This is a genomic window from Kitasatospora sp. NPDC001132 (assembly GCF_053598415.1).
In genome coordinates this window covers 417887-434931 of record NZ_JBSFKF010000001.1, presented here as the reverse complement: position 1 = coordinate 434931, position 17045 = coordinate 417887, and the positions used below count along the sequence as shown (strand labels likewise).

Sequence of the window (17045 nt, the reverse complement as noted above, 5' to 3'; positions counted from 1 at the left end):
CACCGATCCATGGATGCTGGTCCGGCTTCTGGCCGACGGGTTGCCAGACAGCATGCGCCGCAGCGAACTTCACATCGCCGCGGCCCGTGTCCGCTGGTGCCGTGACGATCTCGACGACGGAAACGGTCACGCCACGGGCCTCTTCGGGAAGGCGCATGAGCGCGTACCAAGCACCTTTCCGCACCTCTGCCGGATGCGTTGGTCATCGGAACGGCTGGCGCACGGCGCGGTGCCGTAGGACCGGCCGCGCCAACCGAACACGTCGGGGCCCATCCGGACCTCTGGCTCGGTGGCCACGGCTCCGTGCACGGTGACCTGGGCGAACCGCGCCCACCGACTCGTCTGGCGCAGCAGCCTGTATTTCCCCTCCACGGTCCACATTCTCCCGCACGCTCCTGAGTGCGGGTCCCACAAAGATCACTTCTGAAACAGGCCCTGGGAGGAACCCCGGACCGCACGCATCCGAATGAAGGCCTCCTGGTGCGGCTCACCCCGGACCGGCCGCGGCCGGTGTCCCACGTGCGGGTGATTGCCGGGACCACGGTTGACAGGAGTTGGCCGCCGTAGCACGAACTCGCGGGCGGGTGGCCGGACTTGGTGTGGAAACCCTCCGCATGAGCGAATCCGGGGCGGGTCGGCGGCGCGCGGGCGGCGGGGCGAGAAGCCTGGTGGGGCGAGGGTGGCCGGTCCGGGTTGCGACTGGTGTGCGGGATGTCGGTGTTGTCCGACAGGTTGCGACAAGTCGGTTGAGAGACAGTATTTTTGACTTTCGGTCAGGATGTCCTGAACTTGGCTATGCTGCACCACCACGCCTCCGGAGCCGGTCCCCCGTTTGTCCCCCGTACTGTTCCGATTGTCTGAGGATGCTGAATGCTTCGAGCTGGATCGTCGCCCACCAGACGGCGCCGAGCGCCCCTGCTCGGCTGGCTGTTGCCGACGGCCGTGATGGCGGCGGCCGTGGCGGTCGCCGCGGCGGTGGTGTCCGCCGGGGCCCGGGCCGAGGTGCTGTGGTGCGGGGCGACGGGCACCGTGCTGGTGGCCGTGGTGGCCGCCGAGTCGGCCCGCCGCGGGCGGGCGCTGAGTGAGTCGCGCGATCGGCACGCCCGACAGGTCGAGGACCTCCAACGCCGGCTGGTCGGGCAGGAGGACGAGCTGGACCGGCTCGCCCGGGGCGAGATGCGCAGGGTGGTCGCCGGGGCCCGGTACGGCTACTCCTTCGACATCCTGACCCGCCCGTTGGAGGAGGGCGACGCACCCGTCTCGCCGAGGTTCCGCCGCTCCCTGGTGGCCGTCGCCGAGGGCGTCGCCAAGGCCGTCGACGACGAGGTCAGCCGGCGCGACTCGGCCGAGCGGGCCTTCGTCAACATCTCCCGCCGGCTGCAGGCCATCATCCACCGGCAGGCCAAGGACCTGCGGGAGATGGAGGACCGGCACGGCAACGACCCTGCGGTCTTCGACGACCTGCTGCGCCTGGACCACGGCAACGCGCTGACCGGCCGCCTCGCCGACAGCATCGCCGTCCTGTCCGGCGCCCGCCCCGGCCGCCAGTGGACCCGTCCGATCGCGCTCTACAGCGTGCTGCGCGGCGGCATGTCCCGGATCCTGGAGTACCAGCGGGTGGACCTGCACCCGGTGGCCCAGATCTCGGTCACCGGACCGGCCGTCGAACCGCTGATCCACGCCGTCTCCGAGCTGCTCGACAACGCCACCCGCTACTCCCCGCCGCACACCCACGTGCACCTGAGCGCCTCCGAGGTGCAGAGCGGGATGGCGATCGAGATCGAGGACGGCGGCCTCGGCCTCACCGACGAGGCCCGGTTCCGCGCCGAGCGCTCGATCCGCGAGGCCATGGTCTCCAAGGACTTCGACGACCTCACCGAGTCCCCCCGGCTGGGCTTCGCCATCGTCGGCCGGCTCTGCCAGGCCTACGGCTTCCAGATCTCGCTGCGCCGCTCCGCGTACGGCGGCGTGCGGGCGGTGCTGGTCGTGCCGCAGGCCCTGCTCACCACCGCGCCGCCGACCGGGCGGGCGCACGGGATCGGCGCGTTCTCCGGCCCCCGCCCGCTCCCCCCGAACCCGCCCCGGCACGCGGCCCCCGGCCGCCCCTGGGGCGCCCGGACGACCTCCGCCGGCGTCGGGCCGTCCTACGGCTCGACCAACCCGTGGGGCCCCTCCGGCCCGGGCGCCGGGGACGACGAGGTGATCGTGACCGAGTGGACGCCCAACGGCCTGCCGCAGCGCCGGCGCAGCCGCCCGCTGGTGCCCCGGGGCGGCTACGGCGGGGCCGCGCGCGCCGCCGCCCAGCCCGCCGGGCCGATGGCCGGGTCGATGCCCGGTCCGTCGGCGGGGCCGACCGCGGGACCGCCGGCCCAGGCGTCGCGCCCCGCCAGGGAGCCGAAGCAGCCCGGCCTGTGGCTGGAGGAGTTCATGAACGGCATCAAGGGCACCGGTCCGAGCCCGTCCGGGCCGGGCGGCACCGGACGCGGCACGGGATCCGGACACACCGGCGCCGCAGACACCAGTGAAGACACGGCAGGGAAAGGCGAGCAGTGATTCCGCACCGCAGCAACATGGACTGGATCCTCAACGACCTCGCGCACAGCGTCCCGTGCGTGCGCCACGTCATCGTGCTGTCCGCCGACGGCCTGCGGATCGCCCAGTACGGCACCGACCCGGACACCGCCGACCGCCTCGCCGCCGCCTGCGCCGGGCTGCAGAGCCTGGCCGGCGCGATCGGCCACGAGTTCCCGCACGGCGACGGCTCGATGCGGCTGGTGGTGATCGAGGTGGACGGCGGCTACTTCTACCTGATGGCGGCCGGCGACCGCGCCTACCTCGCGGTGCTCGCCGAAGAGGGCGTGGACGCCGGGCTGGTGAGCCACCAGATGCGCGACCTGGTCGCCCGGATCGGCGAGCACCTCTCCACGCCGCCGCGCAACCCCGAGGCGGTCGCGTGAACGGGCGCCCGGACCGTCCCGCCGCGACGGGTTCCGGCGGCGGGACGGGCACATGAACGAGCACAGTGAGGCGGTGGCATGACGGCCGAGCAGGGTGGCTGGGACGGTCCTGAGCCGGACCGGCTGTACGTGATCACCCGGGGCCGCAGCGGCCCCGCCGGACCGGGGGTCTTCGACCTGGTCACCCTGATCGTCTCGCGCGCGGAGCCGACCCCCGCCCACCAGCCGGAGCAGGCCGCCATCCTGCGGCTGTGCCGCTCCCCGCTCTCGGTCGCGGAGGTCTCCGCGTACCTGGAACTGCCCGTCAGCGTGGTCATCGTGCTGCTGGCGGACCTGCTCGACGACGGGCTGATCGAGGCCCGCAGCGCCGCCGTGCCCGCGGCGGAACTCCCCGACCGTGCCCTGCTGGAGGCGGTGATCCATGGACTTCAACGACTCTGAGACGGTGGTCGGGCCGGCCGGCGCGGACGTGCTGCCGGACACCGTCACCATGGCGGTCAAGGTGGTGGTCGTCGGCGGCTTCGGCGTCGGCAAGACGACGCTGGTCAGCTCGGTCAGCGAGATCCGCCCGCTGACCACCGAGGAGACCATGACCCAGGCCGGGATCGGGGTGGACGACCCGACCGGGGTGGAGCAGAAGACCTCCACCACCGTGGCCATGGACTTCGGCCGGATCAGCCTCAGCGACCGGCTCGTGCTGTACGTCTTCGGCACCCCCGGCCAGGAGCGGTTCTGGTTCCTCTGGAACGGCCTGTTCGAGGGCGCCCTGGGCGCGGTGGTGCTGGTGGACACCCGCCGGCTGGAGGTCAGCTTCGAGGTGATCGGGCGGCTGGAGGAGCGCGGCGTGCCCTTCGTGGTGGCCGTCAACGGCTTCGCGCAGGCGCCGGCCGTTCCGGTCGACGAGCTGCGGGGCGCGCTGGACCTGCCGCCCGAGGTGCCGATCGTCACGTGCGACGCGCGCAGCCGGGAGTCCAGCCGGGACACCCTGATGACCCTGATGCACTACCTGTACGAGCTGGCCGCCCCGTCAGTCCCGGCGCCGTCGGCCCCGGCCCCGTAGCCCGTACGACCGGGCGAGCGTGTGAGCGTACGACCGCCCGTCACCGAACCCCATCCGCGACCGGAGACCCCCTTGACCACCCCGTACCCCGAACCCGCCGGCCCCGCCCACGCGTCGGCCGCCGTCCCGCCGCCCGGCTGCCCGGCCCACGCGGGCGGCGGCGCCGTCTCCCCGACCGGCCCCGGCGGCCTGCGCCGGCTGTACGGCCCGGAGGCCGAGACCGACCCCGCGGGCCTGTACGAGAAGCTGCGCGCCGAGCACGGCGAGGTGGCCCCGGTGCTGCTGCACGGCGACCACCGGGCCTGGCTGGTGCTCGGCCACGGCGCCAACATCACCGTGATGCGCACCCCCTCGCTGTTCTCCCGGGACTCGCGCCTGTGGAGCGCCTTCCGCAACAACGAGGTCCCGGCGGACTCCCCGCTGCTGCCGGTGGTCGCCTGGCAGCCGATCTGCGTGTTCGCGGACGGCGACGAGCACCGCCGGCTGCGCGGCGCCCTGCTGGACGGTCTGAACGGCTTCGACCGGCGCGGCATCCGCCGCCACGTCCGCCGCTTCACCACCGACCTGGTCCAGGTGGTCGGGCCGACCGGGCGGGCCGAGCTGATCTCCCAGTTCGCCGAGCACCTGCCGATGCTGGTGATGACCAAGCTGCTCGGCATGCCGGACGAGTACGGGCCGCAGCTGGTGACCGCCGCCCGGGACCTGATGAAGGGCACCGAGACGGCGATCGCCAGCAACGAGTACGTGGTCGCCGGTCTGCGCCGGACCATCGCCATCAAGCGGGAGAGCCCGGGCGACGACCTGACCAGCCGCCTGCTGGCGCACCCGGCCGGGCTGACCGAGGACGAGGTGATGGAGCACCTGCGGGTGGTGCTGCTGGCTGCGAACGAGACCACCGTCAACCTGATCGCCGACTCGCTGAAGATGGTGCTCACCGACCCGCGCTTCCGCGCCCACCTCTCCGGCGGCCAGATGACCCTGGGCGAGGCGCTGGACCAGGTGCTCTGGGACTCCCCGCCGATGTCCCTGGTGGCCGGCCGCTGGGCGACCGCCGACACCGAGCTGGGCGGGCAGCGGATCAGCGCCGGGGACCTGCTGCTGCTCGGGCTCGCGGCCGGCAACGTGGACCCGGTGGTCCGGCCCGACCTGACGGCACCGCTGTACGGCAACCGCTCCCACGTGTCCTTCGGCGCCGGGCCGCACGAGTGCCCCGGCCAGGACATCGGGCGGCACGTCGCCGAGGCCGGGATCGACATCCTGCTCACCCTGCTGCCGGACGTCCGGCTCGCGGTGCCCGAGGAGGAGCTGACCTGGAGCTCGGCCTGGATCTCCCGTCATCTGACGGCGCTGCCGGTGGAGTTCACGGCCCGCGACATCGAACCGGACCCGGTCTCGGTGGCGGAGGCCGAGCAGGCGGAGGCGGACCAGGCCAGGGCGGAGCAAGCGGATGCTGCACCGGGCCGGGCGGACGCGAACCGGGCGCACGCGGACCGGCCGGACGCCGCGCCGGAACCGGCCGTCCCGGCGGCCCGGGGTGCCGAGCGTGCCGGGCCGTCGGGGCAGGGGGCCCCGACGGTCCCGGCGCAGCGCCGCGGTTGGTGGGCCGCGCTCACCGGACTGTTCCGGCGCTGAGCGGCCCGGTCGCACGGGTCGGCAGGGACGGGCCCGGTCAGCCGTCCGTGCGGCGCCGGTACAGGGTGAAGGTGTCCACCGGGCTGAGGTCGCCGTGCGGCCCGTCGAAGGTGTAGTAGGTGACCTTCATCGTGGTGGTGCCGCCGCGCCGGTCGCCCGGGTCGACCTCGAAGGCCGCGAAGCCGTGGGCGTGCTCGCGGTCCTGGACGGCGGCCCAGGGCGCGTCCTCGGTGAGCCAGATCGACTCCCGGTACGGCGCACCCGGCTTCGGCTCCTCCAGCCCGACCACCACCCGGCCCCTGGGCTGCTGGAAGAGGTCGTCCTGGGTGGTGGCGGTGTTGCCGCCGGCGCCGATGATCATGTGGACGGTGCCACGCCCGGTGTCGATCAGGTCGGTGCGGGTACCGGTCGGCACCGGGGTGCGGGTGTCGTTGGGCAGGGTGCCGCGCACGGGGTGGGAGCGCTCGTAGTAGTGCTCGTGGCCGCACACCACCAGGTCGACCCCGTAGGCGTCGAACAGCGGGCCCCAGGCCTCCCGGAGGCCGAGGTCGCTGCCGGAGCCGTGCATGGAGCTGGAGATCATCGGGTGGTGCATGCAGACGACTATCCAGTCGATCCCCCAGTTGTTCCGGGCCGACCGCAACTCCCTTTCCAGCCAGCGCCGTTGGGCGCCACCGGAGTAGCCGCGCAGGTAGACGTCGCCGGAGTTCTGGATCGCCTCGTCGTCGTTGGCGAGGCTGATGAACCGCACCGAGCCGACGGTGAAGGCGTACCACATGCCCCTGGTCTCCTCGTCGGAGGAGGCCGAGGACTCGGGGAGGTCGAAGTAGGCCTGGTAGCCGAGCGCGCCGATCGGGCCGTTGCCGCCCTCGTTCTCGTGGTTGCCGACGCACGGCATCCAGGGCCGCAGCCGGGTGGACCGGCTGTTGCTGATGAACCAGTCGGCCCAGGTCGCGGTGCGGCTCTGGCCGTGGCGGCCGGCGTAGGAGGAGTAGCAGAGGTCGCCGTTGACGAGGTTGAACAGCGGCCCGACGCGCTCGACGGCGGCGACGATGTCGGCGGAGGCCGAGGTGCCGACCTGGCTGCTCATGTACACCGGGTACTTGCCGAGCGGGGAGGGCATGCCGTCGGGGAAGGTGATCCGGCGGCGGAGGTTGGGCGCGCCCTGGTCGCCGAAGCTGGTGAAGGTGAAGGGGGCGCGGCCGCGCGGGGCGGTGGTGAAGGTGCCGGTCTCGGCGGTGGCGCCGTCGTGGCCGGCGCTGTAGAGGTAGGTGGTGCCCGGGCGCAGGCCGGTGAGCCGCGCGTGGTGGACGTACACCTCGACCTTGTCGATCGAGTCCCGGTACGTGCGGGTCTCGGCCTGGACGACCCGGCCGAGGCCGCCGTCCGGTGAGCCGTACCGCACCTGGGGGCGGCGTACGGACTGCGGGGTGAGCCAGGAGACGGTCATCTCCGTGCCGGCGTCGGTGCCGAACTGGAGGTGCAGTCCGGCCACTCCGGCCGTTCCGGCCCGGTGCGGGGTGGCGAGCAGCAGCGGGCTGGTAGGGGCGTCGTCGGCCGGTTGGGCGGCCGCGGGTTGCGCGGCCGCCGTCGTGCCCGCCGCCACCAGGGCGGCTCCGGCCGCCGAGGTGCCCTTGAGGATGGACCTGCGTGCAATGGTCATGAAAACTCCGCCTGTCGAGTGGGGGGTTCGACGGGCAGTCACTTTAATGACATGTTCACGCAAAGACGATCGTTTTGACGGATCGATTTGACGGAACGTCAGAAACGGTGGGCTTCGACTACGCCTTGCGACCGACTCCTCCGTACACCCCGACCTCGTCGCCGCCCGGGGCCCCGGCGGATTCCGGGTGCCAGCGGTTCACCGGCACGACGCCCGGGTCGTCCGGCTCCAGCCCGGTGAAGAAGCGCTCGACGCGCTCCCGCGAGCGGAAGTGGAGCGTGATCCCGGCCTCCGCGTAGCGGCGGGAGGCGATCTCGGCGCGCTCCGGCGCGAGGTCGGCCGTCGCGGCGGAGAGGGCGAGGAAGCTGCCGGCGGGCAGGGCGTCCATGAGCTTGCGGACGGGCGGGTGCACGGCCTCGTCGGAGAGGAAGTGGACGATGTTGATCAGGGTCAGGGCGACCGGCCGGCGCAGGTCCAGGGTGGCGGCCACCGCCGGGTCGGCGAGGAACCGTTCCGGTTCGCGCAGGTCGCCCTGGGCGTAGGCGGTACGGCCCTCGGGGGTGCTGGTGAGCAGCGCGCGCGAGTGGGCGAGCACGATCGGGTCGTTGTCGACGTAGACCACCCGGCAGGCCGGGTCGACGGCCTGCACGACCTCGTGCAGGTTGGGCGCGGTGGGGATGCCGGTGCCGACGTCCAGGAACTGGCGGACGCCGTGCACCTCGGCGAGCCGGCGGACCATCCGGTGCATCACGGCGCGGGCGGCGGTGGCGTCCGCGCGCACGCCCGGCAACTCGGCGAGGACCCGGTCGCCGACCTCGCGGTCCGCCGGGAAGTTGGTCTTGCCGCCGAGCAGGTAGTCGTAGACCCGGGCGGAGTGCGCCCGGTCGGTGTGCAGGTCCACCGGCGGCCGCTCCTCGAACCCGGGCTCGGTCAGCCAGCTCTCCGACAGGTCGGCCCCCGGCGCGCAGTCGTCCGACAGGTCGAAGTCCGGCAGGTCGAAGTCCGGCAGGTCGAAGTCCGACATGCCGTCACCCGGTGTGCCGTCACCCGGTGTGGTGGTACCCGATGTGTCGGTACCCGATGCGTCCGTGTCCACGCTCGCCCTCCCCGCTCAGCGATGGTCCGGACCACTCAACCACAGCGGATGACCGTCCGTCAGGCGGTTCCCGGTGTCCGCTGGACCGCCCGCTCCGCCCCTCGGACGGCCGCCGCGAAGGACGGCACCCTCATCGCCGTCAGCAGCGCGACGGCCGGGCCCGCCGTGCAGACGGTGACGTACACCGGGATGACGCCCAGCAGGTTCCTGGAGCCCAGCCACTCGGCGAGCAGCGGGAAGGTGCCGCCGAACGCGGCGATGGTGGCCGCGTTGACCACGCCGAGGCCGACCGCCCGCACCTCCGTCGGGAAGAGCAGCCCGGTGAAGACGTTGAGCGTGCCGAGCACCGTCGCCACCAGCATCCCCAGCACCACGGCGACGACCTGGAACGGCAGCCAGCCCTGGCGCAGCCCCGCGAGCAGCACCCCGACCAGCGGGATCGGCAGGCCGAATCCCAGCCGGGCGATCGGCAGCAGGCCGAAGCGGTCGGCGGCGGCGCCGGTGAGCAGCATGGTGACCAGCACGACGCAGAGCACCACGGTCATGAAGGAGGCCGCCTCCTCCTTGGCGATCACGTGGTAGGCGGCGGCGTACTGCGGCAGGTACGCCAGCGCGAAGTAGTAACCGACCGTCCCGCCCAGGGTGTTGAGGAAGACGGTGAGTGCCGCCCAGCGGTGCTCGCGCAGGGTCCGCAGGATCGACGGCCGGGCGGAGCGGCGCGCGCGCTCCCGGGCGCGGCGGAACTCCGCGCTCTCCGGCGCCCACCGCCGCACCCAGACGGCGGCCAGCCCGAGCAGCGCGGCGACCACGAAGCCCCAACGCCAACCGCCGTTCTCCAGGCCGGACTTGCCGACGGTGTGGAGCAGCAGGGTGAGCAGCCCGAAGGAGAGCAGCGAGCCGATGATGATCCCGCCGTAGGAGACCGAGCTGAAGGCGAAGCGGTGCCGCGGCGGGGCGGTCTCGGTCACGTACGCGGCGACGCTGGGCGCCTCCCCGCCGAAGGCGAGGCCCTGGACGATCCGCGCGAGCACGGCCAGCAGCGCCGCCCAGATCCCGATGGTGCCGTGGCCCGGGATCACGGCGATGCCCAGGCTGGCGACGGCGATCACCGCCATGCCGAGGCTCAGCGCGAAGCGCCGCCCCCGGGTGTCGCTGATCCGCCCGATCAGGTAGGAGCCGACCGGCCTGGCGACGAAACCCACCGCGAAGGTGACGTACGCGCCGAGCACGCCGCTGACGCCGTGCTTGCCGTGCCCGAAGAGGTCCGCCGCGAAGTAGGGCGCGAGGACGGCGTAGATGCTCCAGTCGAAGGACTCGACCACCGAGCCGACCGTCGCCGCGGCCAACTCCCTTCGCCGCCCGTCGGCTTGCGCCTGCTGACGGAGCGGGGCCATCGCACTGCTTTCTGTCATGACCTCAGCATGGCACCGTTCGGACCCCCGGGGAATCACTCCTCGCACCCGGGTGCACGACGTCGCGCGCCGCCCTTGCGGAGCACTCTGAGAATCCCATGTGACTGACGTGACGGGCAGGTGATATTTGTGTGCGGTGCACTCCATGATCACCCGTACCCCGCGGCGCGCCCTGCCCGCCGCCGTCGCAGCCGTCGCCACCGCCGCCCTGCTGGCCGGTTGCACCGGCGGGGGCGGCACCGCCGCACCCGCGACCACCTCGGCCGCCGCCACGACACCGAGCGCCGCCGCGGCCCCGACCCCGACGGTCAAGCCCACCGGCGCCGCCGACCCGGCGCTCAAGGCCTTCTACGGCCAGCAGCTCGCCTGGGGTCCGTGCGCGAAGGACGCGCGGAACGAGGCGGACACCTCGGCGCTGCAGTGCGCGGCCCTCAAGGTCCCGCTCGACTACACCGCCCCCGCCACCGGCACCCTGGACGTCGCCGTGGTCCGCAACCCGGCCACCAAGCCCGACCAGAGGATCGGCTCGCTGCTGATCAACCCCGGCGGCCCGGGCGGCTCCGGCGTCCAGATGGTCACCTTCGACCCCAAGGGCTTCGACGGCCCGGTGCACGACCGCTACGACATCGTCGGCTTCGACCCGCGCGGCACCGCCGGCACCAGCCCGCTCAACTGCCTGGACGACCAGGCCCGGGACGGCTGGCTGGACACCGACCAGGCCACCGCCGACCACGGCAAGCAGCTGGCCGACGCCTGCCAGGCCAAGTACGCCCAGGTCCTGCCGTTCGTCAGCACCCGCAACAGCGCCCGGGACATGGACGTGCTGCGCGCCGCCCTCGGCGACCAGAAGCTCAGCTACCTCGGCCTGTCCTACGGCACCTACCTCGGCTCGCTCTACGCCGAGGAGTTCCCGGACAAGGTCGGCCGGGTCGTCCTGGACGGCGCCACCTCGGCCTCCACCTCGCTGGTCCAGCACAACATCGAGCAGCAGGCCGGCTTCGAGCGGGCCCTGAAGGCCTTCGCCGCGGACTGCGTCACCAAGGACGCGTGCTCGCTCGGCAAGGACCCCGACCAGGCGGCGGAGAAGCTCGCCGCGTTCCTCGACGGGCTGAAGGACAAGCCGCTCAAGACGGAGAAGGGCCGCACCCTGACCTCCAGCATCGCCTGGACCGGTGTGCTCAGCCGGCTCTACGGCGGCGAGAAGGCCTGGACCGGCCTGCGCAACTCCATCGGCTGGGCGATGGTCCGCGGCAAGGGCGACTACCTGCTCGACCTCGCCGACGGCTACAACGGCCGTGACAAGGACGGCCACTACAGCCCCTCGGCGGACGCCTACACCGCCATCCACTGCGCCGACGGCGCCACCGACGCCCCGGCCGGAGAGGCCCTGCAGGCCGCGCTGACCGACCTCGCCGCCAAGGCCCCGCTGGTCAGCCGGCACGACCCGACGGCCGCGCTGTTCGACCCGGACTGCCGGATCTGGCCGTTCCGCGCCACCGAGAAGCCGCACACGATCAAGTCGGCCGCCGCCACCCCGATCGTGGTCGTCGGCACCACCGGCGACCCGGCCACGCCGTACGCCTGGGCCGAGAAGCTCACCGCCGAGCTCGGCAACGCCGTCCTGCTCAGCCGCGACGGCGAGGGCCACACCGGGTACGGCGCGAGCAAGTGCATCCGCGCCTCGGTGGACGCCTTCCTGCTGGACGGCACCGTCCCGGCCGCCGGCATCCACTGCCCGACGGACTGACCGCTCGACCCACCCAGCGGCGGCGGCGCCGGGCCTGCGAGCCCGGCGCCGCCGCTTTCGCACTGCTGCACGGAACCTCCAGGAGTCGTCTCCGGACACCTCGCCCGACGCCGACGACGCTGTCGGACGCGCCCTGGGCCCCGGCGCGGGGTGCCGCGCCGGGGCCCAGGGGGGTGTGACAGGTGGAATGGCCGGGTCAGCAGCCGAAGTTCACCTTGCGGAAGGTCACGTAGTGGTCGGCGGTGTAGTAGTCCTCGTGGTACTGCTTGCCGGTGACGATGCGGCGGGCGCCGCGGGTCGGGGAGCCCGGGGTGACCACGGTGTACTCGTGGTAGTAGCCGGACGTCTGCGCGGGCAGCACGCGCTCCCGGTTCTGGAAGACGACGCCGTCCTGGCTGTACGGGAAGGGACCGCCGGAGGCGATCAGGTCGAGGGTGGTGTGGGCCTGCGAGGGCAGCGCGGAGAGGCACACCGAGCCGCTCACAGCGGCGTGCGCCTCGCTGGCGACGGCGATCGGCGCGAGGGTGACCAGGGCGACAGCGGCGGTGGCGGCGACGCGGGTCTTCCACGCGCGTAGAGTTCGGGTCATGACCATCAGGATGGCGACCGTCCCGGGCCATCGGAAGCCCCGTTCCGATTCTTCATCTCCGGTCAACTCGGCGTACCCTCCGGTGCCTTGACCCGGTCAGCCGCCGGGCCCTGATCCGGCCGCCGCGCCGGCCTCAGCCGCGGGAGAGCACCAGGGACTGCACCGACGGGAGCCGGCGCCAGTCGCTGGAGACGATGCTCGCGTGCGCCTTCGCCAGCTGCTCGGTGCGGGCCCGCGCCTGGTCGGCGGTCGGGTCGGTGGCACTGATCTCCGGGGCGACGAGGTGGGAGTCCGTCATCACCAGCAGGTAGTGGGCGTTGTCGTACCAGGCGGTGTCGATGGTCCTGACGTAGGTCGAGGCGTCGCCGTCGAAGACCACGAACCAGGGCCGGATCGACGTGTCGCCACCGGTGTACTGGCCGCGCGGGTCGCCGGTGGCGGCGCCGAGCACGGACGGGAACACCTCGGCCTGGCCGATCCGGCCGGCCGCCGCGAGGTCCCGCAGGTGCCGGCCCTGCTCAACGTCGGTGTGCAGGGTGTCGAAGGGGTTGCCCAGCTCGACCGTGCCCGGGATCGCGTACAGCAGCACCTTCCCGGCCAGCGCCGAGCGGCTCGGCCAGTTGCCGGCCCGCACCGCCTCGTCGACGTTCGGGTACGAGCCGCCGCCGGGCTTGGCCAGCAGGTCGGCCGGGCGCAGCACGGCGGAACCGAGGTGCTGGGCGATCAGCGCGTCCAGCTGGTCCGGGCCCATCCCGAGGTTGGCCGAGTAGCCGAGCTTCAGCTCCAGCTTGATCACCAGCGGTCCGGCGCCAGGGTGCGCGGCGAGCCAGACCCGGACGTCGTCCAGGCAGCTCTCCAGGTTCTGGTCGGTGCCGCCCGTGTAGAGCTGCCCGGGGGTACTGGCGGCGGTGCAGTTGTTGGAGTTGCCGAACGGGTTGGAGTGGCTGACCTGCCACTGCTTGGTGATGACGTTCGGCCACAGGTCCAGCTCGATCATCCCGGTGCCGGTGTCCAGGCCCTGGGCCAGGTACGGGAAGGCGGCCGGGTCGTAGGTGTTGTGGATGCCGACGGTGGTCGCGGAGCCGAACGGCAGGTCGCCCGGCCCGGCCGTGGTGGCGTCCGCCGGGGCGGTCGGGATCAGCGCCGCCGCGGCGGCGAGCAGGCCGGCGGCCAGGAATCCGGTCAGGGTGCGGCGTACGGTCATCGGAACGGTCCCCCCAAGTCGTGGGATGCCGGCCGCCCTGCTCCCGGGCAGCCTGACGAAGCATCGCCCGCCGGGGCGTGCTCCGGATGAAGAAGGCACGACAATAGCGTGACGGCTGCACAGCTTCTCCCCCGCGCCCCTCCCCTTCCTCCACGCGCTCCCCGCCCGTCGCACCCGCCACGCCCACGGGACGGTGACGGACCGTCAATGCTCCACGACACCTGGTTAGCGTGTCCCGCGAGCGGGGTGCGGGCGGCCGGTCCGAACCCCGGCACCAGCTGCGGAGGAAGCGATGTCCTTGGTCCGGGTCCACAACTTCTCGATCTCCCTGGACGGTTACGGCACGGGTGAGGGGCAGAGCCTCGACGCGCCGTTCGGCCACGCCGCCGACCGGCTGCACACCTGGTTCTTCCGCACCCGGGCGTTCCGGCGGATGCAGGGCAAGGAGGGCGGCGACACCGGCGTGGACGACGCGCTGGCCCGCACCTGGGGCGACGGCATCGGCGCGGAGATCATGGGACGCAACAAGTTCGGCCCGCAACGCGGCCCCTGGCAGGACGAGGAATGGCGGGGCTGGTGGGGGCCGAACCCGCCGTTCCACACCCCGGTCTTCGTGCTCACCCACCACCCGCGCCCCTCGCTGGAGATGGAGGGCGGGACGGTCTTCCACTTCGTCGACGCCTCACCCGAGGAGGCGCTGCGCCGGGCCCGGGAGGCGGCCGGCGGACTGGACGTGCGGATCGGTGGCGGCCCTAGCACCGTCCGGGCCTTCCTGGAGGCCGATCTGGTCGACCACCTCCACGTGGTCGTGGTGCCGGTGCTGCTCGGCCGGGGCGAGCCGCTGTGGACCGAACTCGAGGGGCTGGAGCGGCGCTTCCGCACCGAGGCGGTGGCGAGTCCGAGCGGCGTCACCCACCTGACCTTCACCCGGCCGTAGGGCCCGGTCACGGAACGACGGCGGCGGCCTCCCCGCGGGTACGGGGAGGCCGCCGCCGTCGTGGTGCGTCGCGTCGCTACCGGATCACAGCCTCCGGATCACGACCTCCGGATCACGGCCTCCGCAGCGGCGCTACCGGGTCAGACCCGGTCGGCCGCGATCAGCACGTACTGGAAGGAGCCGTCCTTGTAGGACTCGATGAACGCCTCCTCGATGCCGGTCACCAGCGAGGTGGTGTTCCGCAGCTCCCAGTAGGGCAGGGTGTCCGGGGTCAGGTCGATGACGGCCTGCGGCACCAAGCGGTTGTCGGCCATCGCCCGCAGGTACTCGCGGCGGGAGTGGATGTTGCACTCGAAGTGGGCGTTGATCTGCGAGACCCACTTCGACGGCTGGCCGTAACGCGGGTTCCAGCAGCCGGTGATGGTGACGTACCGGCCGCCGACGCTCAGCACCCGGGAGTGCTCGGCGAACAGGTCGTGCAGGTCGACGTACATGCTGGACTCGTTGTTCCAGGAGCCCGCGACCGAGCCGGTCTCGATCGGCATGTTCAGCATGTTGGCGACCCGGGAGCGGACGAACCCGCCGATGCCCAGCTCGGCGGCGCGCTTGTTGCCGAAGTCGGCCTGCTGGGCGGAGAGGGTCAGGCCCTCGACCCGGCAGCCGAAGCGCTGGTGCGCCATCACCATCGAACCGCCACGGCCGCAACCGGCGTCGACCAGGGTGTGGTCGGCGCGGATGTCGCCCAGGTGGCTCAGCAGCACGTCGGCCTGGGCGGACTCCAGGCGGTGCAGCTCGGCGATCACCTTCTTCTCGCGCTCGCTGTCGGCCGGGTCGCCGATCGCGGCCTGGTCGATCGCACCGATGCCGTAGTGGTGGTGGTAGAGGCCGTCGACGTCACCCAGGCGGAGATTGACCGGACGGGCCTCGTGGTCCCAATAGCGTGCGATGTCGCCCTGGTACGGGGTCGCCGGGCCGGGGATGGCGTTGCCGGGGGTGGTGATGTCGTCGGTCACGGACATGGGTCAGCTCCTAGCGGATGGTCAGGGGATCGGTGGTCAAGGGATCGGTGGTCAAGGGATCGGTCGTCAAGGCAGTCGCGCCGCCGGTGGGGGTGGGTCCACCGGAAGGGGTGGTGTCACCAGAAGTCCGGCAGCGTGTAGCGGTAGGTGTTGGTCTGGTGCCAGTAGTGGTTGCCGTCGAGCCACGCGGCCACCCCGCGCAGGAACCGTACGAGCGTGGGCACGGGGCAGGACACGGCCAGGGCCGCCGCCTCGGCCTCGAAGGCCAGCATCAGCTCGTTGTGGACCTCGACCGCCTTCAGGTAGCCCTCCTTGCGGGAGACGCCCTCGCGCTCGGAGATCACCACCGGCAGGTTCAGGTGCAGTCCGGGGCTGGCGAGCTCCTTCGTGTACGAGTACAGGTCGTTGACGATGGTGGTGGCGTTGCCCGCCAGCGCGATCACCCGCTGCATCGCGGGCAGCGCGTGCAGCTCGGCCGGCAGCTCGTAGCCGCCGACGGTGTCGGTGATCGTCGGGCAGGGGCGGAAGTTGTTGAACTGGCGCATGGCCAGGTACTCCCACACCTCCGGGACGTGGTCCGCCTGGTCCCAGGAGGCCTCGGCCAGGTACCCGAGGTGCAGCCGCGCCATGTCGTGCCGGAACCGGTCCGACTGGGAGGGCGTGGCGGCCCGGGTGAAGTACTCCATCGCGGAGTGGTAGGCGCGCCGGGGCGCGTCCGAGGAGAGCGAGGCCTCCCAGTGCGGGTGGTACTCCGTCGTGGTGTGCAGCGGGTCCAGCGCGGTGTGCGCGAGCAGCAGGCGGCTGCCCAGGCCGATCGGCGAACCGCCGAGGTCCTCGCAGTAGCAGTCGTCCACCGCGTTCTCGGCCACCATCAGGCGGGCCGCGAGCATCAGGTGGTCGACACTCGGCGCGTCCGGGTGGCAGGCCACCATGTAGCGCCCGGTGGAGAACCCGTCGAAGTCCTTCTCCCACTCCGGCGGGTAGAGCTCGACCTCCTCCATCGCCCAGACCTTGAGCTCCGCGCTGAGCGCCTCCACCCGCACCGGGTCGGGCTCGGCGATCGGGTGGTGGTACAGGCCGGGGATCGGGTCGCCGCTCTTCGGCTTGCCACTCGTGGCCGCGGCGGCCGGGCCGTGGACGGTCGGGCCCACCCTGGCCGGACGCGGCGTCGCGGTCAGCGCGGACGGGACGGGCAGGACGTGGCCGGATGGCACCTGGAACCCGGGGATCTCGGGCAGCGAGACCTCGGGCGCCGCGATGTCGGGCGCCGCCGCGATGTCGGGCGCCGCCGCGGTGCCGGGCGCCGCGGCACTGCCGGGAACCGCGGTCTCCGCAGCCGAGACCGCGAGCTCGGGCACCCCGGCCGCCGGGGCGTCGGGGGCCGGGACCTGCGGCCGGAACCGCAGCCCGGAGGTGCCCAGTCCGGTGGGCCCGCCCAGGATCTGTTCGATCGCCGGCGAGCTCATGGGCCCACCACCGGAGCGGTGACGGGCCCGGATGCCGTGTCCGGTCTGGCACGCAGGGGCATGGAGCCTCCTCTGGAAAGGGGTCGCACAATATGACGGGACGTCAGATTCCCCGTCGCGAAGGGGAAAACCGGTTTCCGGACCCCGTCTCGCTCGGTTCCCCACCGTAGGCGCGAAGGCCGGTTCCGCATCGCAACGGACGATCTTCCTCACCCGATAGGGTGAACGTTCGCGCTGACGGCGTTTGGATGCGCCACAGTCGT

14 protein-coding genes are annotated in these 17045 nt (G+C 72.7%); 7 read left to right on the top strand and 7 right to left on the bottom strand.

Annotation, left to right across the window (positions count from 1 at the left end):
- The first annotated feature begins 870 nt into the window (after positions 1-870).
- The 5 genes from ACWDBE_RS01675 (at position 871) to ACWDBE_RS01655 (ending at position 5649) form a co-directional block, all read left to right on the top strand.
- The gene (locus ACWDBE_RS01675; protein WP_449806865.1) at positions 871-2553 is read left to right on the top strand and encodes a sensor histidine kinase; all 1683 of its coding nucleotides are present in this window, start codon (positions 871-873) and stop codon (positions 2551-2553) included.
- Between the two features lie 17 nt (positions 2554-2570).
- Entirely contained in the window at positions 2571-2957 is a 387-nt protein-coding gene (locus tag ACWDBE_RS01670) for a roadblock/LC7 domain-containing protein (RefSeq protein WP_392877274.1), read from the top strand.
- Positions 2958-3035: 78 nt separating this feature from the next.
- Positions 3036-3398 carry a DUF742 domain-containing protein gene (locus ACWDBE_RS01665; protein WP_392877276.1) on the top strand — a complete coding sequence of 121 codons (363 nt, stop codon included), beginning with the start codon at positions 3036-3038 and terminating at the stop codon, positions 3396-3398.
- On the top strand, positions 3379-4017 hold the full coding sequence (locus ACWDBE_RS01660) for a GTP-binding protein (protein ID WP_449806864.1): 639 nt from the start codon (positions 3379-3381) through the stop codon (positions 4015-4017). The genes ACWDBE_RS01665 and ACWDBE_RS01660 overlap by 20 nt, the downstream gene beginning before the upstream one ends.
- A 72-nt stretch (positions 4018-4089) precedes the next feature.
- Complete coding sequence (locus ACWDBE_RS01655) at positions 4090-5649, top strand: cytochrome P450 (RefSeq protein WP_449806863.1); 1560 nt, start codon at positions 4090-4092, stop codon at positions 5647-5649.
- 37 nt (positions 5650-5686) lie between these two features.
- On the opposite strand, the gene ACWDBE_RS01650 is transcribed toward ACWDBE_RS01655, so the two are convergent.
- The 3 genes from ACWDBE_RS01650 to ACWDBE_RS01640 all read right to left on the bottom strand — a co-directional run bounded on the left by ACWDBE_RS01650 (position 5687) and on the right by ACWDBE_RS01640 (position 9820).
- Positions 5687-7312, bottom strand: coding sequence for a purple acid phosphatase family protein (locus ACWDBE_RS01650; RefSeq protein WP_449806862.1), 1626 nt, complete (start codon positions 7310-7312; stop codon positions 5687-5689).
- A 118-nt stretch (positions 7313-7430) separates the two neighbouring features.
- Positions 7431-8336 (bottom strand): SAM-dependent methyltransferase, encoded by a 906-nt coding sequence (locus ACWDBE_RS01645; RefSeq protein ID WP_449806861.1) that lies wholly within the window; start codon positions 8334-8336, stop codon positions 7431-7433.
- 131 nt (positions 8337-8467) lie between these two features.
- Positions 8468-9820 (bottom strand): MFS transporter, encoded by a 1353-nt coding sequence (locus tag ACWDBE_RS01640; protein WP_449806860.1) that lies wholly within the window; start codon positions 9818-9820, stop codon positions 8468-8470.
- A 145-nt stretch (positions 9821-9965) separates the two neighbouring features.
- Here ACWDBE_RS01640 and ACWDBE_RS01635 point away from each other — a divergent pair, with 145 nt between their 5' ends.
- Positions 9966-11567, top strand: coding sequence for an alpha/beta hydrolase (locus ACWDBE_RS01635; protein ID WP_449806859.1), 1602 nt, complete (start codon positions 9966-9968; stop codon positions 11565-11567).
- A 196-nt stretch (positions 11568-11763) separates the two neighbouring features.
- Here the strand turns inward: ACWDBE_RS01635 and ACWDBE_RS01630 are convergent, their stop codons facing one another.
- Complete coding sequence (locus ACWDBE_RS01630) at positions 11764-12156, bottom strand: ribonuclease domain-containing protein (protein WP_449806858.1); 393 nt, start codon at positions 12154-12156, stop codon at positions 11764-11766.
- Positions 12157-12289: 133 nt separating this feature from the next.
- Positions 12290-13360, bottom strand: coding sequence for a phosphatidylinositol-specific phospholipase C domain-containing protein (locus ACWDBE_RS01625; protein WP_449806857.1), 1071 nt, complete (start codon positions 13358-13360; stop codon positions 12290-12292).
- 292 nt (positions 13361-13652) lie between these two features.
- Here ACWDBE_RS01625 and ACWDBE_RS01620 point away from each other — a divergent pair, with 292 nt between their 5' ends.
- On the top strand, positions 13653-14297 hold the full coding sequence (locus tag ACWDBE_RS01620; RefSeq protein ID WP_449806856.1) for a dihydrofolate reductase family protein: 645 nt from the start codon (positions 13653-13655) through the stop codon (positions 14295-14297).
- Between the two features lie 140 nt (positions 14298-14437).
- Here the strand turns inward: ACWDBE_RS01620 and ACWDBE_RS01615 are convergent, their stop codons facing one another.
- Together ACWDBE_RS01615 and ACWDBE_RS01610 are read right to left on the bottom strand one after the other, a co-directional pair.
- Positions 14438-15316, bottom strand: coding sequence for a geranyl diphosphate 2-C-methyltransferase (locus ACWDBE_RS01615; protein ID WP_392877311.1), 879 nt, complete (start codon positions 15314-15316; stop codon positions 14438-14440).
- Between the two features lie 116 nt (positions 15317-15432).
- Positions 15433-16782, bottom strand: coding sequence for a family 2 encapsulin nanocompartment cargo protein terpene cyclase (locus tag ACWDBE_RS01610; RefSeq protein ID WP_449806855.1), 1350 nt, complete (start codon positions 16780-16782; stop codon positions 15433-15435).
- Positions 16783-17045: the final 263 nt, after the last annotated feature.